The organism is Scandinavium sp. (assembly GCF_036271055.1).
GTDB lineage: Bacteria > Pseudomonadota > Gammaproteobacteria > Enterobacterales > Enterobacteriaceae > Scandinavium.
Genome location: NZ_DATBBJ010000073.1, coordinates 448,699 through 474,819 on the forward strand (window position 1 = coordinate 448,699; position 26,121 = coordinate 474,819).

Genomic DNA, 26,121 nt, shown 5'->3' on the forward strand with positions numbered 1-26,121 from the left:
TTCTTTTTTTGCCTACTCACAGGCCAAATTTTTCTCCCTTGCTGAAGCTCCAGTCTTCAGCCTGGTTGAACTGCAAAGTCACCATCACATCTTCCGGACTGATACCAGCCTTTGCCTTTAGCCCATCACTCAGCGCACGGTAAAATCGTTGTTTCTGTTCTGAGCTACGCGGCTTTCCGGCTGTGACCTGAAACAGAATAAAACCGGCGCTACGCCCTTTACTTAGATAATGAGGATTCGCAATACGTCGGTGGTCAGAAAGTTGTTCGAAAATCTGAAATTTATCGTCCGGTGGTACGGCGAATTCCGTGACCAGACAGTCGTGCAGCAATTCAGATATTATCTCTCGTTCTGCATCTGTGAGATGTTCACCACAAATAACACGTGTTATGGGCATGCTTGTTTCCCCTCTTGCTGACAACCTAATGCGCTGACCGCGGCCGGCCAGCCCGCGTAAAAAGCCAGATGCGTGAAGGCTTCGGTAATTTCATCATCGCGCAGACCGTTCTGTCGGGCGAAATTAAGATGCCAGGGGAGTTGCTGTAAACGTCCAAGGGCTGCGAGTGTCGCAAGTGTAATCAGACTACGATCGCGCGGCGTAAGCTCTGGTCGTTTCCAGACATCATCAAACAATACTTGCTGGCTTAACTGCGCCAGCTTAGGTGCACAGAGAGCCAGACTTTCGCGATCGAGGGATGGATTCATAGGTGTTCTCCTGGTTGACAGTCACGCCATCCTCACGCAATAGTTGAATCCTGAAAATCAAATTATTCGATGGCAATCATCCCGAAATTCAGGAGTATTCCCGTGAAAATCCCGCCAACGTTGGATCTCGATGCCCTGCGCAGCTTTGTTACAGGGATTGAATCTGGCAGTTTTGCCGCCGCCGCAGAGCGCCTGGCGCGTTCAACCTCCGCAGTGAGCGCACAGCTCAAAAAACTTGAGTTACAGTGTCACGCAGAACTGGTTTTTAAACAGGGTCGACATCTGCGACTGACGGGCCAGGGCGAAATACTGCTGAGCTATGCGCGCCGCTTGCTGGCCCTGAACGATGAGGCTCAGCGCGCTATCCGTGGCGAGTTGCTCAAAGGAGAAATCCATATTGGCATGCAGGAAGATTTTGCCGAGTCACTGATGCCAGGCATCATGGGCAAATTCAGCCGATCGCACCCGGATTTACGGATGAGTGTTCGCGTCGACCGTAATTTGCCGCTCCTCAATGCGCTGGCAGACAATGGCCTCGATATGGCGTTGCTGTGGCAGTCAAACGACCCCTTAGAGAAGGGAGAGTTGCTGACCACTACGCCGTTACAATGGATTTATCATCAAGATTTCGCGCTGGAAGCCCTGCTGAAAGCAGGGAAACCTTTGCCATTAATATTATTTGAAAATCCGTGTCTGATGCGCTCCCGCGCAATTGAATGTCTGGATAATGCAGGTATCCCCTGGCAGATAAACATTGTCAGCCACAGTCTGAGTGGGGTGTGGGCAGCGGTTCAGGCGGGATTGGGATTAACGCTAAGAACACACTTCGGCAAGCCAGAAAGCTTGCTAAGTGCAGGAAATATTTTGCCTGCTCCTGGCCATATGGGGATCACGTTAGTCCAACATACCCCGGGAACAGAAAGGAGGAAGACACAGGAAATGTTTGCGGCGTTGATCAAAGAGGCAGTCTGTATATAGGGTACAGAAGTGAATTCGGGCGACAGAATGCCGCCCGAGTGATTACGCGTGATAAGTACTAATAATTTCAAGCACGCCGTTAATGATGAACTGCACGCCCATACAGACCAGCAAAAAGCCCATCAGACGGGAAATTGCTTCGATACCGCCCTTTCCAACCAGACGCATAATCGCCCCGGAACTGCGCAAACAGCCCCACAGGATTATAGCCACCAGCAGGAAAATCAGTGGTGGTGCGACCCACACTACCCAATCCGGAAAATCCACGCCGTGTTTCACCGTCGATGCCGAACTGATAATCATCGCGATAGTTCCCGGCCCAGCGGTGCTCGGCATCGCCAACGGTACAAACGCGATATTGGCGGTCGGCTCGTCTTCAAGTTCTTCGGCTTTATGCCGCGCTTCCAGTGAGTCGTGCGCTTTCTGCTGTGGGAACAGCATTTTGAAGCCGATAAAGCCAACAATCAGCCCCCCGGCCATACGCAAACCAGGGATTGAAATCCCAAAGGTGTTCATCACCACCTGGCCGGCGTAATACGCCACCATCATAATGACGAAAACATACACCGACGCCATCAACGACTGGCGGTTACGCTCAGCGTTATTCATGTTCCCGGCAAGCCCAAGGAACAACGCGACGGTGGTCAGCGGGTTCGCCAACGGTAAAATCACCACCAACCCGAGGCCAACGGCTTTAAACAATTCCAGCATGACATAACACTCCAGTGATAGCAGTCGCCTGCTGGCTGAGTATAAGAGCATTATCGCCACGCTGACTATGCCTAATTGTTAGCGATTTTTAATCGCTGTCAGACCATAACAGTCGGTTATCCATCAAGCGTTTAACGGGCAAAAAGTGTGCCGTGAAGCGTTTTAGCAATTCGTGGCATAAGCTTATCCATTCAGTTGACTTATGGTTGCCTGGGCAATAATATCCCCCGCAACTAAACTACTTGCCAGGGCAACCTTTGTGAAAAGCACCAGTGATCTGTTTAACGAAATCATTCCACTTGGTCGCTTGATCCATATGGTCAACCAGAAAAAAGATCGTCTTCTGAACGACTATCTGTCGCCAATGGATATCACCGCCTCACAGTTCAAAACGTTGTGTTCGATTCGCTGTGAAGTGTGCATTACCCCCGTCGAACTGAAAAAAGCGCTTTCAGTCGATCTCGGTGCTCTGACTCGTATGCTTGACCGCCTGACGTGTAAAGGCTGGATTGAACGTCTACCCAACCCGAATGATAAGCGCGGCGTACTGGTGCAATTGACACCGGACGGCGCAGCAATATGTGAACAATGCCACCAACTGGTGGGCCAGAACCTGCATCAGGAACTAACAAAAAACTTAACGGTGGATGAGGTCGCAGCCCTTGAGCTTCTGCTCAAGAAAATCCTGCCGTAAACAGAATAAAGAGGTAAGACGATGTCCAGACGTAATACTGACGCTATCACTATTCATAGCATTTTGGACTGGATCGAGAGCAATCTGGAATCGCCACTGTCACTGGAAAAAGTGTCAGAACGCTCCGGTTACTCCAAATGGCACCTGCAAAGAATGTTCAAGAAAGAAACAGGGCATTCATTGGGCCAATATATTCGCAGCCGTAAGCTGACTGAAATCGCGCAGCAGCTGAAGCAAAGTAACGAGCCGATCCTGTATCTGGCTGAACGTTACGGCTTTGAATCCCAGCAGACATTAACGCGCACGTTTAAGAACTATTTCGATGTGCCGCCGCATAAGTATCGCATGACCAACATGCCCGGCGAGTCGCGTTATCTGATGCCGCTCAACCACTGTAATTGTTAATCGCCTGCACAAGACGTATCGAGGAAAAAATGAAACTGTTCGCCTCCGCCGCCCTCACCCTTTTGGTGCTGGTCTCCGGCCAGAGTTTTGCGGAGCAATCCATCAATCCGGCAAATCATGCGACACGAGATACCATGATGATGCCTTCAGCCCAGGACCGGTCGCCGTTTGACTTTAACCATATGGGCACTGGCAGTGACAAATCCGACGAACTGGGCGTGCCTTACTATAACCGAAACTCCCAGTAACTCTTTTGCCCCGCAGATGCGGGGCTTTTTTCTTCCCGCCTTACCCCTGCACCGCCTTCGCCCGACGCACCCGCAAACCAAACACGTTAATATACAGCCCCAACATGATGAGCAGCGCGCCCATTAGCTGCAACATTGAGAGCGTTTCGCCAAGTAGCAGCACAGCGCTTGCCATTCCCACCACCGGCACCAGCAGCGAAAGCGGCGCTACGCGCCAGGTTTCATACCGTCCAAGCAGTGAACCCCAAATTCCATAACCGATGATCGTTGCCACAAACGCCAGATACACCAACGACAAAATTGTCGTCAGGTCGATGTTTATCAGGCTTTGCGCCATCGCCGTCGGCCCATCCAGAAGATAAGAAGCCAGCATAAACGGCAGAATTGGGATCAGCGCACTCCATACCACCAGCGACATCACCGCTGGACGCGCGGCATGCTGCATAATTTTCTTGTTGAAGATATTGCCGCAGGCCCAGCTAAACGACGCTGCCAGCGTGAGGAAGAAACCGATCATCGCAACATGTTGTCCGTTCAGACTCGCTTCAATCAGCACCAGCACGCCGAATACCGCGAGCGCAATCCCCGCCAACTGTTTACCCTGCAACCGTTCGCCAAAAACAAATGCGCCCAGAATAATGGTGAAGAAAGCCTGCGCCTGCAGCACCAGCGACGCCAGGCCTGCGGGCATGCCGAATTTGATCGCACAGAACAGAAACGCAAACTGGCCAAAGCTGATGGTGAGACCATAACCGAGTAAAAGCGTGAGCGGAATTTTCGGGCGCGCGACAAAGAAAATGGCCGGAAACGCCACCAGCATAAAGCGCAGCCCGGCGAGCATCAGCGGCGGCATATTGTGCAGCCCAAGCTTAATCACCACAAAATTGAGTCCCCAGACGATCACCACCAACAGCGCCAACAGCCCATCTTTCCGCGTCATACCCGCCTCTGAATGATTAAATTTTTGTAAACAGATTCAAGGTAGCGAAAAACGCAGTCGAGGAACAGATCATTATTTTTGGCAGGGAGACAAGGCACTTGCAGATAAATTGGGATCTATACAACGTCCGAAGGTCATGATAATTGTGATAACTCACAAAAAAATAACACGCGTCATTATCGGGCAGGAAAATGAATCCCTCTGTTAAACGTTCAACCTCAGCATTGCTGGCGTCGTCGTTGCTGTTAACTATTGGTCGCGGTGCCACGCTGCCATTTATGACCATTTACCTTACGCGCCAGTATGGCATGAGCGTCGAGGCTATAGGCTATGCACTCACCATTGCGCTCACTGTCGGCGTTGTTTTCAGCCTGGGCTTTGGCATTCTGGCTGATAAATTCGATAAAAAGCGTTACATGATCGTGTCGATCCTGGCGTTTATTGCCGGGTTTGCTGCGATCCCACTGGTGCATAGCGTCACCCTGGTGGTGTTTTTCTTTTCGCTTATCAACTGTGCGTACTCCGTCTTTTCAACGGTGCTAAAAGCCTGGTTTGCCGATGTGCTGAGCGTCGGTGAAAAGGCGCGCATTTTCTCGCTTAACTACAGTTTTTTGAATATAGGCTGGACGGTCGGACCACCGATTGGCACCTGGCTTGTCATGTACAGCCTGCAGTTGCCGTTCTGGCTGGCAGCCGTATGTGCCGCATTCCCGCTGGTGTTTATTCAGTTTTACGTGCAACGCGCGGTGGAAAGCGGTGAAGAAAAAGTGGCCACCGTCTGGCAGCCGTCAGTTTTATTGAAAGATAAAGCGCTATTCTGGTTTACCCTTTCCGGTCTGCTGGCCTCATACGTTGGTGGCTCGTTCGCCACCTGCATCTCTCAGTATGTGCTGACGGTGGCCGATGACGCCGATTTCGCGCAGAAAGTGGTGTCTGTGGTATTACCGGTAAATGCCATCGTGGTGGTGAGTTTACAATATTTTGTCGGACGTAAGATTACCGCCAGTAATATTCGCCCGCTGATGGCGATCGGCACGCTTTGCTTCCTGCTGGGACTCGGCGGTTTTATCTTCTCGGGTGAAAACCTGATCTATTGGGGCGTTGCCGCAGCCGTGTTTACCATTGGCGAAATTATCTATGCGCCCGGGGAATACATGCTGATCGACAATATTGCTCCGCCGGGTATGAAGGCCAGCTATTTCTCAGCACAGGCATTAGGCTGGCTCGGCGCCGCAGCTAACCCAATGATAACTGGTATTATTCTCAGCACCTGGCCCGCCTGGACGCTGTTCGCCGTCATGATGCTGGCAATAGTCCTGGTCTGGCTGATGATCCTGCGCGGTATGAGCGTTAAAGCGTGGGATGGCGCGCTAAAAACCGCCTGAACCGTTAGTTCGCGCGAGTAGCGCTGGCCGCCACCCAGCGCTGAACTTTATTCAGGCTTTCCTCCGTCGCCGGGTTGAACACCATCATGGTGAGATCGGGCCGCCCTTCGACTGAGAACGTCGAAAACTCCAGTTCAATCGCGCCCATCTGCGGATGGTGCAACCTTTTTACCCCTTCGCCATGCCCCGCGACATCGTTATTACGCCAGTATTTCGCAAAATCAGCGCTCTGTTCTGACAACTCCGCCACCAGTCTGTCAATTTCCTGAGAAGCCCCCGCTCGCGCGGCATCAGCGCGAAATGCATTCACAATTAATCGTGCCACACCTTCCCAATCCTCCTGCACGTGCCGGGCTTCCGGGTCGGTAAACAACAATCGCAAAATATTACGCCGCTCTCGCGGAAGCTGAGCGTAATCTTTTATCACGATTGCTGCCGGACGATTCCACGCCACCACATCCCAGGTCGAGGTTTTGATAATGGCTGGAATGGTGAAGCTGTCGAGCACCCGTTGCAGGCGTGGCGTAATATTATCGGAAGCATTGAAACGTGTTTCGGGCGGATGCCCGAAGGCCAGAATAAACAAGTGATCCCGTTCGGGTGACGTCAGTCGTAATCCACTGGCGATACGGTCCAGCACCTCACGTGACGGTGCGCCCCCACGGCCTTGCTCGAGCCAGGTGTACCAGGTCGGACTAATGCTGGCGAGCTGCGCCACTTCTTCACGACGTAAACCCGGCGTACGGCGACGCCCCGACGTAAAACCAAACGAAGTCGGATCCAGCCCCAAACGACGAGCGCGTAAAAAATCTCCCAGCGGGTTTTCGGAAAGTAGCGTCATAAATAACCTGTTAGTGTTTATACCCTGATAATGTCACTACTTTAATAGTAATAGGTTCGGGCGTACGCTGTCGTTAAATTCTTTCAGGAGGTTAGCTATGCGTATTTTTGTGACTGGAGCGACGGGTTTTATTGGCTCAAGAGTGGTATCGAATCTTCTGGCAGGCGGTCATCAGGTGACAGGTCTGGTGCGCTCTGATAAAGCCGCAAGTAAATTGACGGACGCAGGCGCAACGGCACAGTTTGGTTCGCTGGAGGATCCGCAAAGCTGGCTGCGCGCAATTGAAAACTGCGATGCGGTTATCCACACCGCGTTTGACCATGACTTCAACCATTTTGTCGCCAACTGCGAAAAAGATCGTCGCGTTATTGCCGCTATTGGATCGGTGTTAAAAGGCAGTCAACGCCCATTTATCATCACCTCAGGCACTGCGATGGGCGATGACGACAGCGGTCAACCCGCTCGTGAGCAGAATTTTAATCCAGCTCATCCTAACCCACGCGTAGCGTCGGAGCTGGAAGGACAGATTCTGTTGGAGCAAGGCATTGACGTGCGCGTTGTACGCTTGCCGCAGGTGCATAATACCGAGCGTCAAGGTTTGATCAGTTACTACATCCCGCAGGCAAAGGAAAAAGGCGTGGCGGCGTATATCAATGAGGGGCGAAACGCGTGGTGTGCGGCCAATGTTGACGACGTTGCCAACCTGTATGTGAAAGTGCTGGAACACGGCGAGTCAGGTAAGCGTTATCACGCGGTAGCCGAAGAAAGTATCTCATCGCGTCAGATCGCCGACGTGGTGGCGAAGGGCCTCGGTGTGCCGACAGCGTCATTGAAACAAGAGCAGGCCGCAGAACACTTTGGCTGGTTTGCCGCCTTCGCCAGCATGGATTTACGCGCCAGCGGCGAATGGACGCGTCAGCAGTTGAACTGGCAACCGAACGGGGCAGGTTTGCTCGATGATTTGCGTAATATGGATTATTCCGCTTTGGCGTAATCACCCCGCCCGGTGATGCAATTCAGCGCCACCGGGCAAGTCCTAAATCGTCACCATCCCGCGCACACCGTCGATCTCCATATTCTCTCCTCGCCCTTGTTGCACAATCGTTCCGCGCGACATCACCAGATACTGATCCGCCAGCTCTGCCGCGAAATCATAAAATTGTTCAACCAGCAGGATCGCCATATCACCGCGACGAGCAAGCTGGCGAATCACTTCGCCAATTTCTTTGATCACCGACGGCTGAATGCCTTCTGTCGGTTCATCCAGAATTAATAGTTGAGGACGACTTGCCAGCGCGCGGCCTATCGCCAGTTGTTGTTGCTGACCGCCAGAGAGATCGCCGCCCCGCCGCTGTTTCATTGCCCGCAATACCGGGAACAATTGGTAAATTTCTTCCGGCACAATACGCGCCTCATGTGCCGAAAAGCGCGACATCCCCAGCAGCAGATTTTCCTCCACCGTTAGACGCGGGAAAATCTCGCGCCCCTGCGGCACATAAGCGATACCCGCCTGCACACGCTGGTGCGGCTTACGGTGAGTAATGACATTTTCTTGCCAACTTACACTGCCGCTTTTGGCCGGGATCAGCCCCATCAGGCATTTGAGCAACGTGGTTTTGCCTGCGCCGTTGCGGCCCAACAGACAGGTGATTTCGCCCGGTTGTGCATTAAAGCTCACGCCACGCAGAATGTGGCTGCCGCTGTAATATTGATGCAGTTCCTGAACCTGTAACATCGTTACTCCTTAGCGTCCGAGATAAACTTCAATCACCTGCTCGTTGGCCTGCACTTCACGCAGCGATCCCTCTGCCAGCACCTGGCCCTGATGCAGCACCGTCACGCGATCGGCAATGGTTTCGACAAAACCCATATCATGTTCGACCACCATCAGTGAATGCCGCCCGGATAGCGTGCGAAACAACTCTGCGGTGTATTCGGTTTCGGCGTCAGTCATGCCTGCCGCCGGTTCGTCGAGTAACAACAAATGCGGTTCCTGTACCAGTAACATGCCGATTTCCAGAAACTGTTTTTGCCCGTGGGAAAGCAATCCCGCACGCCTGGCCCGTTCACCTTCAAGACGTAAAAGTTGCAGCACATCATCGATACGATCTTGTTGTTCTCCGGAGATTTTTGCCCGCAAACTCGCCCACACCGATTTATCGCCACGCATCGCCAGTTCGAGGTTTTCCGCCACCGTAAGTGCCTCAAACACCGTCGGTTTCTGGAATTTTCGCCCGATGCCCTGACGCGCAATGGCAATGGGATCAAGCGCGGTCAGATCGACAGACTGATCGTAAATCGCCCTGCCGCTTTGCGGCCGTGTTTTGCCGGTGATCACGTCCATTAGCGTAGTTTTTCCCGCACCGTTTGGCCCAATCACGCAACGCAGTTCGCCCACGCCGATATTCAGCGACAGATCGGTTAACGCCTGAAAGCCGTCGAAATTAACGTTAATATTTTCCAGTTGCAGCACCGGATCGGTTTGCTCGCGGTAACGATCCCCGGGCAACTGACGGGTAAAGAGTCCTTCATCGGGTTGCATTATTTGTCTCCTTTACGCAGCAAGCCGATCACACCGCGCGGCAGGAACAGCGTCACCACAATGAAAATCAGGCCGAGGAATAACTGCCAGTATTCAGGCATCGCAACGGTGAAGAAGCTTTTGGCGCCATTCACCAATGCCGCGCCTAAAATCGGACCAACCAGTGTGCCGCGCCCACCGAGCGCCACCCAGATAGCGGCTTCAATTGAGTTAGTCGGCGACATTTCACCGGGGTTGATAATCCCGACTTGCGGCACATACAGTGCACCTGCCAAGCCACACAACACCGCGGAAAGCGTCCATACCAGCAGTTTAAAACCACGCGGATCGTAGCCGCAGAACATCAGCCTGTTTTCCGCATCGCGTACCGCTGTCAGAATGCGGCCGAATTTACTGCGCGCCAGTGCAAAACCGATCGCAAGCGTCGCCAGTAACAACAGCACCGTTGCCAAAAACAATGCTGCACGCGTGCTCGTTGCGGTGACAGAGAAACCGAGAATGGTGGTAAATCCGGTGAAGCCGTTGTTGCCGCCAAAGCCGGTTTCATTACGGAAAAACAGCAGCATGCCAGCGTACGTCAGCGCCTGCGTCATGATCGAGAAATAGACACCTTTGATTTTCGAGCGGAAAGCAAACCAGCCAAAAATCAGCGCCAGCAAACCCGGGACCAGCATCACCAGTAACATCGCCCAGGCAAAATGCTGCGTTCCCCACCAGAACCACGGCAACTCATTCCACGACAAAAATGACATAAACGCCGGGAGACCATCGCCCGATGCCTGACGCATCAGGTACATGCCCATGGCGTAGCCGCCTAATGCGAAGAACAATCCGTGTCCGAGCGACAACATACCCGCGTATCCCCACACCAGATCGAGCGCCACCGCGACGACCGCATAGCAGAGGATTTTGCCGACCAGCGTCAGCGTCCAGGTGGAAACCGCCAGCGGATGTGTGGCGGGTAAAAGCGCAAGAAACGGGATAATCAGCAGCGCCAGTACCAGCACACCGCCCACCCAGCGCAGTGGTCGCGGTGCCCGACGTGCAAGCGTTAACGTTAATGGCTGGCTCATCAGTCAATGACCCTCCCTTTCAGCGCAAACAGCCCCTGCGGACGCTTCTGAATAAACAGAATGATCAGCACCAGAATCAAAATCTTGCCCAGCACCGCGCCCATTTGTGGTTCCAGAATTTTGTTGAAGATCCCCAGACCAAATGCCGCCGCCACGCTGCCAGCCAGCTGACCGACACCGCCGAGCACAACCACCAGGAAAGAGTCGATAATATAGCCCTGACCTAGTTCCGGCCCGACATTGCCCAATTGCGACAGCGCCACGCCACCCAGCCCGGCAATACCGGAGCCTAAACCAAACGCCAGCATATCGACGCGCCCGGTCGGCACACCACAGCAGGCTGCCATTGCGCGGTTCTGTGTCACGGCTCGTACACGCAGTCCGAGACGCGTTTTGTTGAGTAAAAACCAGGTGAAGAAAAGAACCAACAACACAAAGCCAATCACCACGATGCGGTTCCACGGCAAGATGAGATTCGGCAGCACCTGAATCCCGCCGGACAGCCAGCCCGGGTTCGCCACTTCAACGTTCTGCGCGCCAAACAGCATTCGCACGAGTTGGATCAGCATCAGGCTGATACCCCACGTCGCCAGTAGCGTTTCCAGTGGACGCCCGTACAAATGGCGAATGATGGTGCGCTCAAGCAACATGCCAATCCCGCCGGTCACACAGAATGCCACCGGCAGCGCCAGCAGCGGATAAAACGCCAGCCACTGCGGGGCAAATTGGCTCATCGCCTGTTGCACCAGCCAGGTGCTGTACGCGCCCAGCATCAGCATTTCGCCGTGCGCCATATTAATCACACCGAGCAGACCGTAGGTGATCGCCAGCCCAAGAGCCGCCAATAGCAATACTGATCCGAGCGAAATGCCCATAAACGCCTGGCCGAGAATATCCCCCCAGAACAGGCGGTGTTGAATGTGTTTCAGGCTTTCTGCCGCTGCCGCACGTACGCTCGCATCCGGTTCATGCTGTGGATCGGTAAAAGGGATTAAGCGCGACTGCGTTTCTGGGTCAGACGAGTGCCCGAGCAGCGTCATCGCCTGCTTACGCACCGCCGCATCAGGGCTGGTGAGTTGTAAATTCGCCAGCGCGATTTCCAGTTGCTGTTTAACACCCTCATCGGTTTCGACTTTCAGGCGTTTTTCGAGCATCGGGACTACATCTGCCGATGCATCACGCTGCAATGTTTTCGCCGCAGCCAATCTTTGCGTGACACTGACACTCACCAGTTGATGGGTTGCCAGCGCGCCCGCCACCAGATTGCGCAGACGGTTAGTCAGGCGCACGGGTTTCAGCTCGCCGTCCGGCTGCGCGGTTGCGCCTAACGCTTGCGGCTGTCCGTCAACCACATTAAACGCATGATGCGCGCTATCACTGCGCAGCGTCTCCGCCGCCAGCGCCTGCAACAAAGGCAAGCGCTGCGGTTGAGGATCGGCGGCCCATTGCGCCAGCAACGTCGATTGCTGACTACGGCTGGCCGCCACGAAATCATCCGCGTCCGACGCCTGCGCCATCCATGGCAGCAGGGTTATCAGCAGGAACAGACCTGTCAGGCGTAGAACGTTGATCATCGCGTCTCCCTGGAATTTTCCGTTTGAGAATTAGTTGCTGGCCGTTTTCATCGGCTGATCGGGCTTTTTGTCATTGCCCGCAATGTACGGACTCCACGGCTGCGCGCGCACCGGCTTGTCGGTCTGCCACACAACGTTGAACTGCCCGTTGCTTTCGATTTCACCGATCATCACCGGTTTATGCAGATGGTGGTTGGTGGCATCCATCGTCAGGGTGAAGCCCGACGGCGCTTTAAAGGATTGTCCGGCCATCGCCGCACGCACTTTGTCGACGTCGGTGGTGCCGGCTTTTTCCACCGCCTGCGCCCACATATGAATGCCGACATAGGTCGCTTCCATCGGATCGTTGGTCACAACGGTATCGGCGTTCGGCAGTTTGTGGGCTTTAGCGTAGGCACGGTAATCAGCGACAAAACTCTGGTTGGTTGGGTTATCGACCGACTCAAAGTAGTTCCACGCCGCAAGATTGCCGACCAGCGGTTTGGTATCAATCCCGCGCAGTTCCTCTTCGCCGACCGAGAACGCCACCACCGGTACATCAGTGGCTTTCACGCCCTGGTTTGCCAGCTCTTTGTAGAACGGGACGTTAGAATCGCCGTTGATGGTCGACACCACCGCCGTTTTTCCGCCTGCGGAGAATTTCTTAATGTTCGAGACGATGGTTTGGTAATCGCTGTAGCCAAACGGCGTGTAGACCTCTTCGATGTCTTTATCTTGCACGCCTTTGGAATGCAGATAAGCGCGCAGAATTTTGTTGGTGGTGCGCGGATAAACGTAGTCGGTGCCGAGCAGGAAGAAGCGTTTCGCGCTGCCGCCGTCTTCGCTCATCAGATATTGCACCGCAGGGATCGCCTGCTGATTCGGGGCGGCCCCGGTGTAGAACACGTTCGGCGACATCTCTTCGCCTTCATACTGCACCGGATAGAACAGCAGCCCGTTCAGTTCCTCAAACACTGGCAGCACCGATTTACGTGATACCGATGTCCAGCAGCCAAACACCGCCGCGACTTTATCCTGCGTCAGCAGTTGGCGCGCTTTTTCGGCAAACAGCGGCCAGTTTGATGCCGGATCAACCACCACCGGCTCCAGTTTTTTTCCGAGTACACCGCCTTTGGCGTTGATCTCGTCGATAGTCATCAGCGCCACATCTTTCAGCGGCGTTTCGGAAATCGCCATCGTGCCGGACAGCGAATGCATAATCCCCACTTTGATGGTGTCAGCGGCATAGACGCTGACGCTGAAACCCAGGGCAATCGTAGAAGCTGAGAGAGCAAAAGCTTTAAGTAAAGTTCGACGGCGCATGATTCACTCCTGAAAAAGACAGCAACAAGGATTAAGAACATCGGTGTAGTCGTCAGGAGTAAGGCAAGAATGATGCCAGAGTGGAAAAAGAGTGTGAAAACAGGCGGCTGAACGGGTGGGATAAGACTTTTGTTGCAGAGTGAAGCTGTGCAGTCAGGACAGCGTTGCTTTAAAAGAGTGCAACGCTGCCCTGCTTTTAGCGCATTTACCAAACCTGGGCGGCGACCTCCGTCACCAGGCGGACTTTCTGCCACTGCTGAGATTCAGTCAGACTGTTGCCCTCTTCGGTTGAGGCAAAACCGCACTGCGGGCTGAGACAGATTTGTTCTTTGGCGACAAACTGCGCCGCTTCGGCCAGACGCGCCTTCACGCCTTCCGGGTTTTCCAGCTCACCTTCTTTCGTAGTGATAAGCCCTAACACAACTTGCTGATGGCCCGGACGCACAAAGCGTAATGGCTTGAAATCACCGGAACGGTCGTTGTCATATTCCAGGAAGAACGCATCCACATTCACGCTACCGAAAAGCACCTCCGCAACCGGCTCGTATCCGCCAGAAGAAATCCACGTTGAGCGGAAATTACCGCGACACACGTGCAACCCAATAGTGAGATCGTCCGGCTTCCCTTCCAGCGCTTTGTTCAGCACGCGAGCATAGGTTTTTGCCAGTTCATCGGGATTGTCACCGCGTTCACGCACCTGCTGACGCTGTTCATCAGAACAAAGGTACGCCCAAACGGTGTCATCCAGTTGCAGGTAGCGACAACCCGCGTCGTAAAACGCGCGGATCGCATCACGCCAGGTGGTTGCCAGATCGTCAAAATAATCAGCCAGATCCGGGTAAACCGTCGCATCAATGTCTTTACGCCCGCCACGGAAATGCAGCACGCTCGGGCTTGGAATGGTCATTTTCGGCTGCGCATCGCCGCTGATACTTTTCAGATAGCGGAAATCTTCCAGCATTGGGTGGTCGCCAAAACCGAGTTTCCCGGTGACGCGCACGCCGTGAGCTTTAGTTTGCACGCCGTTAAACTGAATGCCCTGGTCCGAATCGTAACGCTCAACGCCCTGCAACCCATCAAAGAAGTCAAAATGCCACCAGGCGCGACGAAACTCGCCGTCGGTCACCACATGCAGGCCGCAGTCGCACTGATGCTGAACGACTTTCAGGATCGCCTCATCCTCTACGGCGCGTAGCGTCTGCGCATCAATATCCCCTGCGGCAAACTGCTGACGGGCATGTTTAATGCTGTCCGGACGTAAAAAACTGCCGACGATATCGGCGCGATAAGGGGCGGAATGCTGTGACATGGACTCTCCTTGCCGTCAGGCAACTGATTGCCTGACGTGATAATTGCGAAATCAAATTTAGACTTCTGGATGGCTATATGTACTCAAAGTGCCATGCGGGAGAGACGCAGGCAAACGAGATAAATTCATCACCGATGAAAAATATTCATGATGAAGCAAAGGCCAGGCCTTCATCTTCCCATCCCATTAAGCCGCCAATCATCAGTTTTACCGGTTTACCGAGCTGCGCCAGCTTGAGCGCAGCCCTGTCTGCCCCGTTACAGTGCGGGCCTGCACAATAAACGACGAAAAGTGTGCTCTCTGGCCATTCATTCATACGCTCAGCGGTCATTAAACGATGCGGTAAATGCACTGCGCCTGGCAGATGCCGACGCGCAAAAGCCTCAGGTGTGCCGACCACATGAAGAAGAACAAAATCTGTTTCATTGCTTTTGATTGCCGAATGCACATCATCGCAATCCGTTTCAACGCTGAGACGGCGCTGAAAATGGGCAATCGCATCCTGTGGCGCAGCAGTGGGAATGTCTGAAACAACGCTCATAGTATTTTCCTTTTCGATTGATTTAGGTGTCGTGTCAGGTCCTATCACACCAAAAATTCAGTACCCGCGCCGTCCGTGGTTATGACAGAAAACGCCAGGATCCTGCCAATTTTTCTCTCACACAGTTAATGAGGAGGCCATGCCATGTCCTGAGAATACTCACTATTATCTTTATGCCTGCATAAAAATAATTCAGCGCAGAGATTTATTTAATGAAACCCATAATTGTTATTTATATTGGTTAATTTCACGTCACACTTAAGAAAATATTTTCAACTATAAAACGTGTATTTTTGTCGTGGGTATTTACTTTTACTCAGGGACTAAAGCATGACCTGGAATGCCCACTCCGCAGTTCATTATGCCCGCATGCATGCTGGCCCTGTCACAACCCATTATTGCGCACGTGCTGTTGCAAAGGCTATTGTGGCAGGAGGAATACTTGTTACCTCAAACAACGCTAATCACTTTGAATCCTCACTAAGGCTTTCTGGATTTAGACAAGTCTACGGGCAGCCAATTGAAGGTGATATTGCAATAATTGACGCATTATCCGGCCCTCATGAATATGGACATGTTTGTATCTACGATGGTCATGGAGTCTGGTACTCTGACTTTGTACAAAAGAGCATGTATCCTGGACCACGTTACCGAAAAATACGCCCTGCTTTTAAACTATTCAGACACAGCTAATATGAAACGAATCCTCTTTTTACTTTTAATATCTACCACCGCAGTCGCTGCATCTGACGATGAAACAGCATTTACACGCGCAAAACAATTTAATGTCTGGTATCTGGAACAGATTAATGCAGATAAATACCCAATAACTGACGGCCATAAAATTGATAACTATGTTACCGTATCCACTCTAAAAAAATTACGCCATGCCCAGGATCCTAAATACTCGGACTCAGAGTTTTATGACGCTGATTTTTTCACTAAATCACAGTACATCGCTGATGACTGGGCTACCAGCGTAAAAGTCATCACCTCGGATTCCGACCCAGTGTGTTTGAATGTTTATGTTGCCTATGGTGTAAAATATGAACATGTGGTCATTGATTGCATGGTGAAAGAAAATGGCCTCTGGAAGATCCAAAGTGTGGCTGGTATACCGGACGCTGTTGGGAACAAATAATGTATTCGATTGGCCCCTTGGCATCGAGGGGTTGGTTTTAGACTGCTTAGTGGCCTGGCTACGAATTTATCTGCGTCCTCTCTTGTCGCGGTGGCCGCTGTCGTGTTACCTCTACTCTCATTCATTCTATTTTCCCCGTAGCACATCATCATGACTGACATCGCCCGTAATCAATCACTCGCAACCCGCCCTTTGGTCGTCGCACTCGCCTATGACGGGCTGTGTACTTTTGAGTTTGGTGTCGCCGTGGAAATTTTCGGATTACCGCGCCCGGAACTGGGTGAAAACTGGTATCGCTTTGCGGTGGCTGCAGTCGATGACGGCGAGCTGCGCGCTACCGGGGGCATTCGTATTGTGGCTGATGGCGGGTATGAGCTGTTTGAACAAGCGGATACGATTGTGGTGCCCGGCTGGCGAGGTGTGCAAACAGCCGTGCCCGACGCACTTTGTGGCGCCTTACGCCAGGCACACCTGCGCGGATGCCGGATAATCTCGATCTGTTCCGGTGTCTTTGTCCTTGCCGCAAGCGGTTTGCTGGACGGGCGTCAGGCCACCACGCACTGGCGCTACACGGATGAACTTCAACAGCGGTTTCCCGCCATTCATGTTGTCGATGATGTGCTGTATATCGGCGACGATCGGCTAATGACCTCGGCGGGTAGCGCGGCGGGGATTGATTTATGCCTGCACGTGGTACGTAACGATTATGGGCTTGAAGTGGCGAACAGCGTTGCACGCCGCCTGGTTGTGCAGCCGCATCGCGATGGCGGTCAAACCCAGCATCTGGCGCGCCCTGTCGCGCGAAGCCGCGAAAGTGAAAGACTTGGGCAACTGTTCGACTGGCTGCACGGTCATCTTGCCGAAACGCACACTCTGGAGTCCCTCGCTCTGCGCGTTGGCATGAGCCCTCGCACGCTGCTGCGCCGTTTTCAGGAAGCTACTGGCATGACGCCAGCTCGCTGGATTTTGAATGAACGTCTGCAACGCGTTCAACAGGCTTTAACCGAAAGCCGTTTGAGTATTGAACATATCGCCGAAGTGAATGGATTTGGCACAGCCAGCGCCTTACGCCATCATTTCCAGCAACAATTCGCAATCAACCCGTTGGCGTTTCGCAAAAAATTTACGCAACTCACGAAGTAGTTCACTTAATTAATGATTTGTTTAGATTCACTTCTGTATTCTGTTTCTATCGCGGCTAATGAAGGTAAGTGAGGATTATATCGTAGGCTTTTAATTTTAACGGAGGTTAATCATGCTGGGAAATATGCATGTCTTTATTGCAGTGTTAGGAACCATTGTTTTCACCGGTTTCCTTGCTGCGTATTTCAGCCATAAATGGGATGACTGATGAACACTGATAATCCCGATCCTTAACAGCCCCTTGTCGCTTATAGCACAAGGGGCTTTTTGTTGTGCCTATGAAAAAAACAAAAAAAACCGCCAACGATGTGGCGGCAAATGCTTGCATGGATAGATTTGTGTTTTAGTTAGTCAGCAAATCAGGCGATTCCTTGCCCTATTTGCATCATCAGATAAGATTAACAGCTTTAACTTCAATGAAGACTAAACGAGACGATCTTCGTAGTCAAAAATGCGCACCACGCCGCGTTACTTAATGCCGTTGTATCCATCAAGATACGCTGTTGCCAGCTCGCCAAACCACAGCGTTGCATCCTTTTGTTCTGCAGTATCCTGCCATTGATCACCTGCATTGTTTTTAAAGGTGTTTTGTACCTGATGTTGTGTATCTGCCTCTTTGCGTATTAACGCCGCATACGCATTTGCATACTCACGATTTTTACCGTTGCTGCGATCCACATTACCCTGCTGATAGACTTTTTCAAACTCAGGTAAATTGATGCGATACACTTCACTGCGTTGCGTCTGGAAATTACCATTCAGCGTACCAGAGGTATGCTGACTAAAATACCAGGCATGTTTTTGCGGTGCTGTTTTGGCCACACAACCAACTGCGCTGATGACAGCAATAACCAATAATAATTTTTTCATTGTCGTCAGTTCTTTATACGAGATTAATTAGACCTATTTGGTCAGAGGGGTTTTACGTGTCGGACCGCTGGTGGCCCTTGAATCTGCATCACCTTTGAACCTGGCCTGAGGGTGCTTGTTCTGTTGGCGACTATGCTTTGGGTTACACGTTCCGTTAGCTTCACTAACCTGTGTACAGCCCGATTTTTCAAGCTGGGCGCGATAGGCCTCACTGATAGCGAATGCGGACACAGAAAACAGACTCCCCGCCATTACAACCGTTGCTAACATCATTACTTTTTTATTCATCATTCAATCCTGACATTTATTAGAGTAACGCCGTTGTCAATCCAGTAATATTTATCAATCCTTTTGCATTCAGCGTTTTTAGAGGGCATTGATATGCCCGCCCGCATCATATTAATTTCTTTATAAAATAAACAGCGCAAAAAAGCAGTTAATAATTGTTTTTTATCGCATTGATTTTTAAGGGGAAATAAATGCCAGTTTGTGTTATGTTATCTGGGTGTAGAAAAACCGTATCGAAGATGACGTGCTTATTTTTATAAAGTGTGTCGATAAAGGAGGCGTTATTTTTCTCTGGTAACAAATCGCCAGTCATTACTTTCATATGAAATAAAAATTAGCAGGCTTATTATGCATAAAAAAAGACCCCGAAAGGTCTTTTTAGATATTCAATGTTATCTATTGGGAATTATTCACTTAAGCCACGGTTTCTCAGCATCGGTTCCGGGAACGGATCGTGCCCACGCCAGTCACGATACAATGTTTCCAAATCGCTGCTGTTACCGCGTGATAAAATCGCGTCCCGGAAGCGTTGTCCATTTTCGCGGGTCAGCCCGCCCTGCTCTGCGAACCACTGATAACCGTCATCTGCCAGCATTTGGGTCCAGATATAGGCGTAATACCCTGCCGCATAGCCGCCGCCAAAGATGTGCGCGAAATAGCTGCTGCGATAACGCGGAGGTACGGCGGCAATATCTAAATTTTCGGCGCGAATGGCTTTATTTTCGAAAGCATCAACATCTGTTGGCAGCGTTTCTGTGGTTAACGTGTGCCAGTTCATATCCAGTAACGCCGAACTGAGCAATTCGGTCATGTCATAGCCTTTGTTGAAGGTCGCGGCACGCATCATGCTGTCGCGCAAAGTCTCAGGCATCGGCTCGCCGGTTTGATAATGGCGGGCAAAACGGGTGAAGACCTGCGGGTGACGCGCCCAGTGTTCGTTGATCTGTGACGGAAACTCAACAAAGTCACGCGGCGTTCGCGTGCCCGAAAGCCCAGGATAGCGCTGTGTAGCGAACAATCCATGCAACGTATGGCCGAATTCGTGGAACAATGTGACGACATCATCCCAACTCAACAGCGCCGGGTGACTGGCTGTCGGTTTTTGATAGTTGCAGACGTTGTAAATGACGGGCCGTTGCTCAAGCAGCGTCGACTGCTGAACAAAGTTATCCATCCACGCGCCGCCGCCTTTTGAATCACGGGCGAAGAAATCACCGTAAAACAACGCCAAACCTTCGCCATTCGTGTCGAATATTTCCCAAACGCGCACATCAGGGTGATAAACCGGGATATCGAAGCGCTCGACAAAACGGATGCCAAACAGCTGTGAAGCCGCCCAGAACACACCTTCTGTCAGAACATTGTTCAGTTCGAGATAGGGTTTAATTGTTGATTCATCAAGGGAATAACGAGCCAGCCGCACTTGTTCGGCGTAATAAGCCCAGTCCCATGCTTGCGCCCTGAAACCGCCCTGTTGATCGTCTATCACATGCTGAATATCCGCCAATTCACGTTCGGCACGCGCTCGCGCCGCTGGTGCGATTTTGCGCATAAACGTAAAGGCAGCTTCGGGCGTTTTTGCCATCTGATCGGCCATGCTCCAGCTCGCATAATCGCGATAACCCAAAAGTTTCGCCTGGTTGGCCCGAACGCTGACCAATCTCAGGATAAGCTCGCGGGTGTCGCTTTGATCGCCTTTCTCATTACGCAGCCAGCCTGCGGTAAACAGGTTTTCACGCGTCTGCCGATCGCGTAACTGTGCGAGTGCGGGATGCTGCGTAAAATTCAACAATGTAAGAAGCCAGCGATCATTCAGCCCTTTTTCCTGTGCCGCGCTGGCGGCTGCGGTAATCTCTTCGTCGCTAAGTCCATCGAGTTGATGACGGTAATCCAGCACCAGTCCACCGGATTTGACACCCGCCATCAAACGTTGATGAAACTGAGTGCTAAGCGTCGCCGCCTCGGTATTCAGTTCGCGTAGTTCAGCTTTTTGCGCGACGCCCAATTTAGCCCCCGCCAGAATAAAGCGTTGATATACCACTTCAACCAAACGCAACGATTCTGAATCCAGACTTAGCGTTTCCCGTTGTTGCCAAATATGCTCGACACGTTCAAACAATGCATCATTCAGGTAAATATCATTGGCGAGCCCTGCAAGCTCGGCGGAAAACTGTTCATCGAGTTGCTGGAGCGTGTCATTGGTATGCGCATTGGTCATCGCGAAAAATACAGACGTCACGCGCTCAAGCAGTTCGCCGCTTTTCTCCAGCGCCACAAAGATGTTGTCGAATGTTGCGGGCTGTGGATTTTCGGCAATAGCGGTGATTTCTTCGCGTTTACGCCGCACACCCTCATCAAATGCCGGACGATAATGCTCGTCCTGAATAACATCAAAGCGCGGAGCCTGATATGGCAACAGGCTAACAGTTAAAAACGGATTATCGTGATTCATCACTCACTCCTGAAACTGGGACATTCCTTAGAGTAGGCAACCCATTGATAAACCGCAATGATTTTACGGGGCAGCACCGTAGCGCGGCTTCGCAGGCAACCTTATTTTTAACGCATCAACGGCAACACCTGGCAGCAAAGTTCCACTCCCGAAGGCTGACCGCACATGCTATGGTATGAAGACAGTTAAAGCATTGAGGAACAGGAAGAATGATTGTACTTGTTACCGGAGCCACCGCCGGATTTGGCGAAAGCATTACCCGCCGTTTTATCGCTAATGGCCACAAAGTTATCGCCACAGGCCGTCGTCAGGAACGTTTGCAGGAGCTGAAAGAAGAGTTGGGCGACAACATTCTGACCGCGCAACTGGACGTGCGTAACCGCGCGGCGATTGAAGAGATGATTGCCAACCTTCCCGCCGAGTGGCGCAATATCGATATTCTGGTCAACAACGCGGGTCTGGCGCTCGGCATGGAGCCTGCGCAAAAAGCCAACGTTGACGATTGGGAAACGATGATCGACACCAACAACAAAGGCCTGGTGTATATGACCCGCGCAGTGCTGCCGGGCATGGTCGAACGCAACCGTGGTCATATCATCAATATCGGTTCAACGGCTGGCAGTTGGCCGTATGCAGGCGGCAACGTTTACGGCGCGACCAAAGCGTTTGTACGCCAGTTCAGCCTTAATCTGCGCACCGATTTGCACGGCACCGCGATACGCGTGACCGATGTTGAACCAGGCCTCGTGGGTGGCACGGAGTTTTCTAATGTGCGCTTTAAAGGCGACGATGCGAAAGCTGAGAAAACCTACGAAAACACCAGCGCGTTGTCGGCAGAAGATGTCACCGAAGCCGTGTGGTGGGTTGCAACACTGCCAAAACACGTCAACATCAACACCCTTGAAATGATGCCTGTCAGTCAGACTTACGCCGGACTGAGCATTCATCGTCAGAGTTAACGGCCGTTAACCCGTCCGGCCTGCGGGCCGGGCTGGGCGTGGCAGCAAAATCAGCGTAAAATAACGCACTTATCCCGCAATGAAGAAAGAGCCATGGCCGCAGAATCGCAACTCAATCCGACCCAGCCCGTCAATCAGCAAATCTATCGCATTCTGCGCCGGGATATCGTGCACTGTCTGATAGCACCTGGCACGCCGTTGTCCGAGAAAGAAGTGTCGGTTCGTTTTGACGTCTCGCGCCAACCGGTCCGTGAAGCCTTTATCAAACTCGCCGAAAACGGATTGATTCAAATTCGTCCCCAGCGCGGCAGCTACGTGAATAAGATTTCCCTGTCACAGGTGCGCAACGGTTGTTTCGTGCGTCAGGCGATTGAATGTGCCGTGGTGCGCCGTGCCGCCGCGATGATAACCGATGCCCAGCTTTATCAACTGGAGCAAAATCTGCACCAGCAACGTATCGCCATTGACCGCGAACAGCTCAATGATTTCTTCCTTCTCGACGACGAATTTCACCAGTTGCTGTCGCAAATTGCCGACTGCCAACTGGCGTGGGAAACCATCGAAAACATTAAAGCCGCCATCGACCGCGTGCGCTATATGAGCCTTGATCACGTCACTTCCCCGGAAATGCTGTTACGTCAGCATCAGGATATTTTCAGCGCGCTGGAAAAGCGTGACGTGGAAGGCGTTGATAAAGCGATGACCGAACATCTGCAAGAAATTAGCGAGTCTGTATTGTTGATTCGTCAGGAAAATCGCGACTGGTTTAGCGAAGAATGATACCGGTGTGATGAAGATGCCGCCCCGAATGGAGCGGCAGTGAAACGATTTACAGCTTCGCCGCAAAGGCCGCCACGGTGACTTTAGCCCCTTTCTCCAGCAGCGACAGATACGCGTTTGTCACCTGCGCGACAAATTTGCTCTCTAACGGCAATTCCTTGCCAAAAATAGCTTCAATACCCAGCAACGCTTTCACACGATTTTCGCCCTGCGCACTGGCTTTTACTGCGTTTTGGATCGTATCCAGTAGCGGATCGCAGACTTCAATCGCTTCGCCCTGCTCGTCCGTGCCGTCGACATAACGCATCCAGCCCGAAACGCCCAGCGCCAGCAATGAGAAATCGCTGTTTTTCGCCAGATGCCAGCGCACGGAATCGAGCATACGCTGGGGCAGTTTCTGACTGCCGTCCATTGCGATTTGCCAGGTGCGGTGACGCAGCGCCGGGTTGCTGTAACGGTCGATCAGCAAATCCGCATAACGCGCTAAATCGACACCCTTCACTTTCAGCGTGGGCGCCTGCTCTTTGAGCATTAATGCGTGAGCAGCCCGACGATAATTCGCGTCTTCCATGCACTCGTTGATATGCTGATACCCCGCCAGATAACCGAGATACGCGAGGAACGAATGGCTGCCGTTGAGCATGCGCAGTTTCATTTCTTCAAATGGGATAACATCAGACACCAGTTCTGCCCCGGCCTTTTCCCACTGTGGGCGGCCAGCAACAAAATTGTCTTCAATGACCCACTGACGGAACGGTTCACAGGCCACACCTGCCGGGTCACGCACACCGGTTATGGCTTCAATTTTATCCAGCGTTTCCGGAGTGACAGCGGGTACAATGCGGTCAACCATCGTCGATGGGAACGTCACGTTGCGTTCGATCCATTCAGCTAATTCGCTATTCAGCGCACGAGCATAAGCACGCACCACTTTACCCAGCACATGACCGTTTTCCGGCATGTTGTCGCAGGACATGACGCTGAACGGCGGTAACCCTGCGGCTTTGCGGCGCGCCAGTGCTTCAACCACTACGCCTGGTGCTGACGTTGGCTGATGCGGGTTTTTCAGATCTGCAGCGATCATCGGGTGATCAAGGTTCAGTTCGCCGGTCGCTGGTGAATGGCAGTACCCTTTTTCGGTGATGGTCAATGACACAATCGCCACCTGCGGCTCACACATTTTTGCCAGCACGGTTTCGAGACCATCAACCTGAGCATGCAGCGCTTCTTTGACTACGCCAACAACACGGGCAGTCCATGCGTCAGCTGACATTTCTGCCACGGTATACAAATTATCCTGATGCTTTAGGTCAGCGATTTGCTGCTCGCCGCCAATCAAGTTGACTTCGGTATAACCCCAGTCACTGTTATGTTCTGACGCGAGAATGTCGGTATAAACGGCCTGATGCGCGCGGTGAAAAGCACCAAAACCCAGATGAACGATACGTGGCACCAGTTTGGTGCGATCATAGGCGGGTACGGTCGCCTTAGCGGTTAAAAGCGTATTTTGCATTTTTTTGACTCACAGGTAGAGGACGCTCATTGCCATACTAGAATACCCCCATGAACGTCCTGTACTTTGATTTATGTTAATTTCCCTGCAAGTGGTATGACATGAATTGAAAGTTGTGTGACAGCCTTATCACCCTATCGCACACTGAGCGTTTTCGTCACTGTTACGTTTTCAGGCAAATCATTGAGCTGTGCCCAGGAATAGCCCGTCAAATCCTCGACTATGGCTTTTGCCTGCGGCGTAATGGCTTTGGCATCGCCGGTAGCTTTCATGCGTTCCACTTCTGCCACAAAAATGCCGTGGGTTTGCTTGTTCAAATGGAACGTCCAGGCCTGCCAGAAAGCAAACAGCAGCAGGATGGCGGTTCCGGCAAACAACAGCAGCGCGATAGTGTTGATCGCTTCTTGCGGCTGCACCTGGCTGCCTTTCACAAAACCACCGGTCTGGAGCAACAGACCGACGACAAAGGTCGCGATCGCTACCGTGGTTTTACGGGAAAACGTCATCACAGCGGCAAATAGCCCTTCGCGGCGTTTGTGGCTGATCATTTCGTCAATATCCGGAATAAACGGGAAAACGTTCCACGGGGTAAATTCCAGTACGCAACGCCCAACCTGATAAGCCGCCGCAAGGATCAGCAACAGCATCACTTTATTGTCGGTCGGGAACTGGTAAATAAGGAACAACCCACCAAGACAAATCAACATCAGTGAATAAGCAAAAATATAGAGCCGCGATGGCCCAAATTTGATGATTGCCAGCCCTGCCACGAGCGTGACCGGTAAGCCAACAATACTCATCGACAGCAGCGTGCCGGCCAACGCCGACGACACGCTCAGACAATAAACGCAGAAGAACACAAACACCGTGTTATAGACGTCTTTTGCCGTGAACGAGAACAGATAAATCGCCAGATGTTTACGAAAAGCGCGGACTTTCAGCGTTGAGGCGTACTCTTTGAACAGCAGGCCAACTTTATTCAGTTTTTCAAGTAGCGAGGTTTTAACCTGGTCTTTTTCGAGTTCAGCCATCATTTCTGGCGTTAATTCGCGCTCCCACGTCACTTTCCATGAAATAAATACGCAAGCCATAAACGCAACAGCAAATACGATCCCGTTAATGAGATAGGCATTTGCATTATGCTCACCGAAATAGCTAATCAGCAGACCCGGAATAAACGTCGCTAAAAACGTGCCGGATGCGGATAAAAACATCCGGCAGGTTGATAATTTGGTACGTGAATTGAAGTCTTTAGTCATCTCTGAGGGCAAGGTTTCCCACGGGATAAGTACCATCGCGGCAATCACTTCGAACGCCAGATACACCGCAAGGTAGAAGCCGTATGACATACCGTCGAGCCACAGCAGTGCATACACCAGCATCAGCGGCGCGCCAATCAGCAAAAAGAAGCGACGACGGCCGAATTTTTTGCCGAAATAGTTTTTATAAAAGTGATCGGTAAAGCTACCCATAAACAAGCTGACGACAGCATCAACAATACGGGCAATTGCCACAATGGAGGCCGCTTCCATTGGCGACAGGCCAACAAAGGTGGTGTAGAAAAATAATAGCCAGGCGCCAATCACCGTAAATGCGCCCCCGCCCATAATATCTGTCAGGCCATAGCCAATGCTCACCGGGATGGTGATATTTTTATTTTTGCGGGTCATGCTCTTTCCTTAAATAATGAGGAGAAATGGCGATTTCATATTTATGGCGTATGAAAT

Annotated in this window: 27 protein-coding genes; 11 read left to right on the plus strand and 16 right to left on the minus strand. The window is 52.0% G+C overall.

All coding sequences use genetic code 11. The annotated features are described in order from the left end of the window. Positions 1–16 precede the first annotated feature (16 nt). Positions 17–397 carry a tautomerase family protein gene (locus VH187_RS15880; protein ID WP_329702406.1) on the minus strand — a complete coding sequence of 127 codons (381 nt, stop codon included), beginning with the start codon at positions 395–397 and terminating at the stop codon, positions 17–19. Next, positions 388–705: a carboxymuconolactone decarboxylase family protein gene (locus VH187_RS15885; protein ID WP_329702407.1), complete on the minus strand. Its 318-nt coding sequence runs from the start codon at positions 703–705 to the stop codon at positions 388–390. The genes VH187_RS15880 and VH187_RS15885 overlap by 10 nt, the downstream gene beginning before the upstream one ends. A gap of 102 nt (positions 706–807) precedes the next feature. On the opposite strand from VH187_RS15885, the gene VH187_RS15890 reads away from it, so the two are divergent. Next, positions 808–1,683, plus strand: a complete 876-nt coding sequence (locus tag VH187_RS15890) for a LysR substrate-binding domain-containing protein (protein ID WP_329702408.1) — start codon at positions 808–810, stop codon at positions 1,681–1,683. Positions 1,684–1,725: 42 nt separating this feature from the next. Here the strand turns inward: VH187_RS15890 and VH187_RS15895 are convergent, their stop codons facing one another. Beyond that, complete coding sequence (locus tag VH187_RS15895) at positions 1,726–2,394, minus strand: MarC family NAAT transporter (protein ID WP_329702409.1); 669 nt, start codon at positions 2,392–2,394, stop codon at positions 1,726–1,728. Positions 2,395–2,653: 259 nt separating this feature from the next. On the opposite strand from VH187_RS15895, the gene marR reads away from it, so the two are divergent. Genes marR through marB form a run of 3 tightly spaced genes read left to right on the plus strand, consistent with a single transcriptional unit; the run spans position 2,654 to position 3,741 of the window. Beyond that, positions 2,654–3,088 carry a multiple antibiotic resistance transcriptional regulator MarR gene (gene marR / locus VH187_RS15900; protein ID WP_110508245.1) on the plus strand — a complete coding sequence of 145 codons (435 nt, stop codon included), beginning with the start codon at positions 2,654–2,656 and terminating at the stop codon, positions 3,086–3,088. Positions 3,089–3,109: 21 nt separating this feature from the next. After that, positions 3,110–3,493: an MDR efflux pump AcrAB transcriptional activator MarA gene (marA, locus tag VH187_RS15905; protein ID WP_329702410.1), complete on the plus strand. Its 384-nt coding sequence runs from the start codon at positions 3,110–3,112 to the stop codon at positions 3,491–3,493. A 29-nt stretch (positions 3,494–3,522) separates the two neighbouring features. Next, positions 3,523–3,741, plus strand: coding sequence for a multiple antibiotic resistance protein MarB (gene marB, locus VH187_RS15910; protein WP_329702411.1), 219 nt, complete (start codon positions 3,523–3,525; stop codon positions 3,739–3,741). Positions 3,742–3,781: 40 nt separating this feature from the next. Here the strand turns inward: marB and eamA are convergent, their stop codons facing one another. Continuing rightward, complete coding sequence (gene eamA, locus VH187_RS15915) at positions 3,782–4,681, minus strand: O-acetylserine/cysteine exporter (RefSeq protein WP_329702412.1); 900 nt, start codon at positions 4,679–4,681, stop codon at positions 3,782–3,784. A 191-nt stretch (positions 4,682–4,872) separates the two neighbouring features. On the opposite strand from eamA, the gene ydeE reads away from it, so the two are divergent. Further along, positions 4,873–6,066, plus strand: a complete 1,194-nt coding sequence (ydeE, locus tag VH187_RS15920) for an efflux MFS transporter YdeE (RefSeq protein WP_329702413.1) — start codon at positions 4,873–4,875, stop codon at positions 6,064–6,066. A gap of 4 nt (positions 6,067–6,070) precedes the next feature. Here the strand turns inward: ydeE and VH187_RS15925 are convergent, their stop codons facing one another. Then, positions 6,071–6,907: a helix-turn-helix transcriptional regulator gene (locus VH187_RS15925; protein ID WP_329702414.1), complete on the minus strand. Its 837-nt coding sequence runs from the start codon at positions 6,905–6,907 to the stop codon at positions 6,071–6,073. A gap of 97 nt (positions 6,908–7,004) precedes the next feature. Between VH187_RS15925 and VH187_RS15930 the strand changes: the two genes are divergently transcribed. After that, on the plus strand, positions 7,005–7,901 hold the full coding sequence (locus tag VH187_RS15930) for an SDR family oxidoreductase (RefSeq protein WP_329702415.1): 897 nt from the start codon (positions 7,005–7,007) through the stop codon (positions 7,899–7,901). Positions 7,902–7,943: 42 nt separating this feature from the next. On the opposite strand, the gene urtE is transcribed toward VH187_RS15930, so the two are convergent. From urtE to VH187_RS15965, 7 genes are all read right to left on the minus strand, one after another. Then, complete coding sequence (urtE, locus tag VH187_RS15935; protein ID WP_329702416.1) at positions 7,944–8,642, minus strand: urea ABC transporter ATP-binding subunit UrtE; 699 nt, start codon at positions 8,640–8,642, stop codon at positions 7,944–7,946. Positions 8,643–8,651: 9 nt separating this feature from the next. Then, complete coding sequence (gene urtD / locus VH187_RS15940) at positions 8,652–9,449, minus strand: urea ABC transporter ATP-binding protein UrtD (RefSeq protein WP_329702417.1); 798 nt, start codon at positions 9,447–9,449, stop codon at positions 8,652–8,654. Next, complete coding sequence (gene urtC / locus VH187_RS15945; protein ID WP_329702418.1) at positions 9,449–10,522, minus strand: urea ABC transporter permease subunit UrtC; 1,074 nt, start codon at positions 10,520–10,522, stop codon at positions 9,449–9,451. Before urtC ends, urtD begins: the two co-directional genes overlap by 1 nt. Then, entirely contained in the window at positions 10,522–12,093 is a 1,572-nt protein-coding gene (gene urtB, locus VH187_RS15950) for an urea ABC transporter permease subunit UrtB (RefSeq protein ID WP_329702485.1), read from the minus strand. The genes urtC and urtB overlap by 1 nt, the downstream gene beginning before the upstream one ends. Before the next feature lie 33 nt (positions 12,094–12,126). Then, positions 12,127–13,398 (minus strand): urea ABC transporter substrate-binding protein, encoded by a 1,272-nt coding sequence (gene urtA / locus VH187_RS15955; protein WP_329702419.1) that lies wholly within the window; start codon positions 13,396–13,398, stop codon positions 12,127–12,129. A 205-nt stretch (positions 13,399–13,603) separates the two neighbouring features. Further along, the gene (locus tag VH187_RS15960) at positions 13,604–14,707 is read right to left on the minus strand and encodes a cobalamin-independent methionine synthase II family protein (protein ID WP_329702420.1); all 1,104 of its coding nucleotides are present in this window, start codon (positions 14,705–14,707) and stop codon (positions 13,604–13,606) included. A gap of 145 nt (positions 14,708–14,852) precedes the next feature. Then, positions 14,853–15,248 carry a rhodanese-like domain-containing protein gene (locus VH187_RS15965; protein ID WP_329702421.1) on the minus strand — a complete coding sequence of 132 codons (396 nt, stop codon included), beginning with the start codon at positions 15,246–15,248 and terminating at the stop codon, positions 14,853–14,855. A gap of 574 nt (positions 15,249–15,822) precedes the next feature. On the opposite strand from VH187_RS15965, the gene VH187_RS15970 reads away from it, so the two are divergent. The 3 genes from VH187_RS15970 (at position 15,823) to mgtS (ending at position 17,740) form a co-directional block, all read left to right on the plus strand. Then, positions 15,823–16,389 carry a DUF3828 domain-containing protein gene (locus VH187_RS15970; RefSeq protein WP_329702422.1) on the plus strand — a complete coding sequence of 189 codons (567 nt, stop codon included), beginning with the start codon at positions 15,823–15,825 and terminating at the stop codon, positions 16,387–16,389. 150 nt (positions 16,390–16,539) lie between these two features. Continuing rightward, positions 16,540–17,532 carry a transcriptional regulator FtrA gene (ftrA, locus tag VH187_RS15975; RefSeq protein WP_329702423.1) on the plus strand — a complete coding sequence of 331 codons (993 nt, stop codon included), beginning with the start codon at positions 16,540–16,542 and terminating at the stop codon, positions 17,530–17,532. 112 nt (positions 17,533–17,644) lie between these two features. Then, complete coding sequence (gene mgtS, locus VH187_RS15980; RefSeq protein WP_329702424.1) at positions 17,645–17,740, plus strand: protein MgtS; 96 nt, start codon at positions 17,645–17,647, stop codon at positions 17,738–17,740. A gap of 260 nt (positions 17,741–18,000) precedes the next feature. On the opposite strand, the gene VH187_RS15985 is transcribed toward mgtS, so the two are convergent. Next, positions 18,001–18,402, minus strand: a complete 402-nt coding sequence (locus tag VH187_RS15985) for an Exc2 family lipoprotein (protein ID WP_329702425.1) — start codon at positions 18,400–18,402, stop codon at positions 18,001–18,003. A gap of 694 nt (positions 18,403–19,096) precedes the next feature. Continuing rightward, the gene (gene dcp / locus VH187_RS15990; RefSeq protein WP_329702426.1) at positions 19,097–21,142 is read right to left on the minus strand and encodes a peptidyl-dipeptidase Dcp; all 2,046 of its coding nucleotides are present in this window, start codon (positions 21,140–21,142) and stop codon (positions 19,097–19,099) included. 209 nt (positions 21,143–21,351) lie between these two features. Between dcp and ydfG the strand changes: the two genes are divergently transcribed. Together ydfG and VH187_RS16000 are read left to right on the plus strand one after the other, a co-directional pair. Further along, complete coding sequence (gene ydfG, locus VH187_RS15995; protein WP_329702427.1) at positions 21,352–22,101, plus strand: bifunctional NADP-dependent 3-hydroxy acid dehydrogenase/3-hydroxypropionate dehydrogenase YdfG; 750 nt, start codon at positions 21,352–21,354, stop codon at positions 22,099–22,101. Positions 22,102–22,194: 93 nt separating this feature from the next. After that, on the plus strand, positions 22,195–22,881 hold the full coding sequence (locus tag VH187_RS16000; protein ID WP_329702428.1) for a GntR family transcriptional regulator: 687 nt from the start codon (positions 22,195–22,197) through the stop codon (positions 22,879–22,881). A gap of 49 nt (positions 22,882–22,930) precedes the next feature. On the opposite strand, the gene VH187_RS16005 is transcribed toward VH187_RS16000, so the two are convergent. Further along, a complete protein-coding gene (locus VH187_RS16005; protein ID WP_329702429.1) occupies positions 22,931–24,394 on the minus strand; it encodes a mannitol dehydrogenase family protein in 1,464 nt (487 codons plus the stop codon). Positions 24,395–24,528: 134 nt separating this feature from the next. Beyond that, on the minus strand, positions 24,529–26,064 hold the full coding sequence (locus tag VH187_RS16010) for an MFS transporter (RefSeq protein ID WP_329702430.1): 1,536 nt from the start codon (positions 26,062–26,064) through the stop codon (positions 24,529–24,531). Between the last annotated feature and the right edge of the window lie 57 nt (positions 26,065–26,121).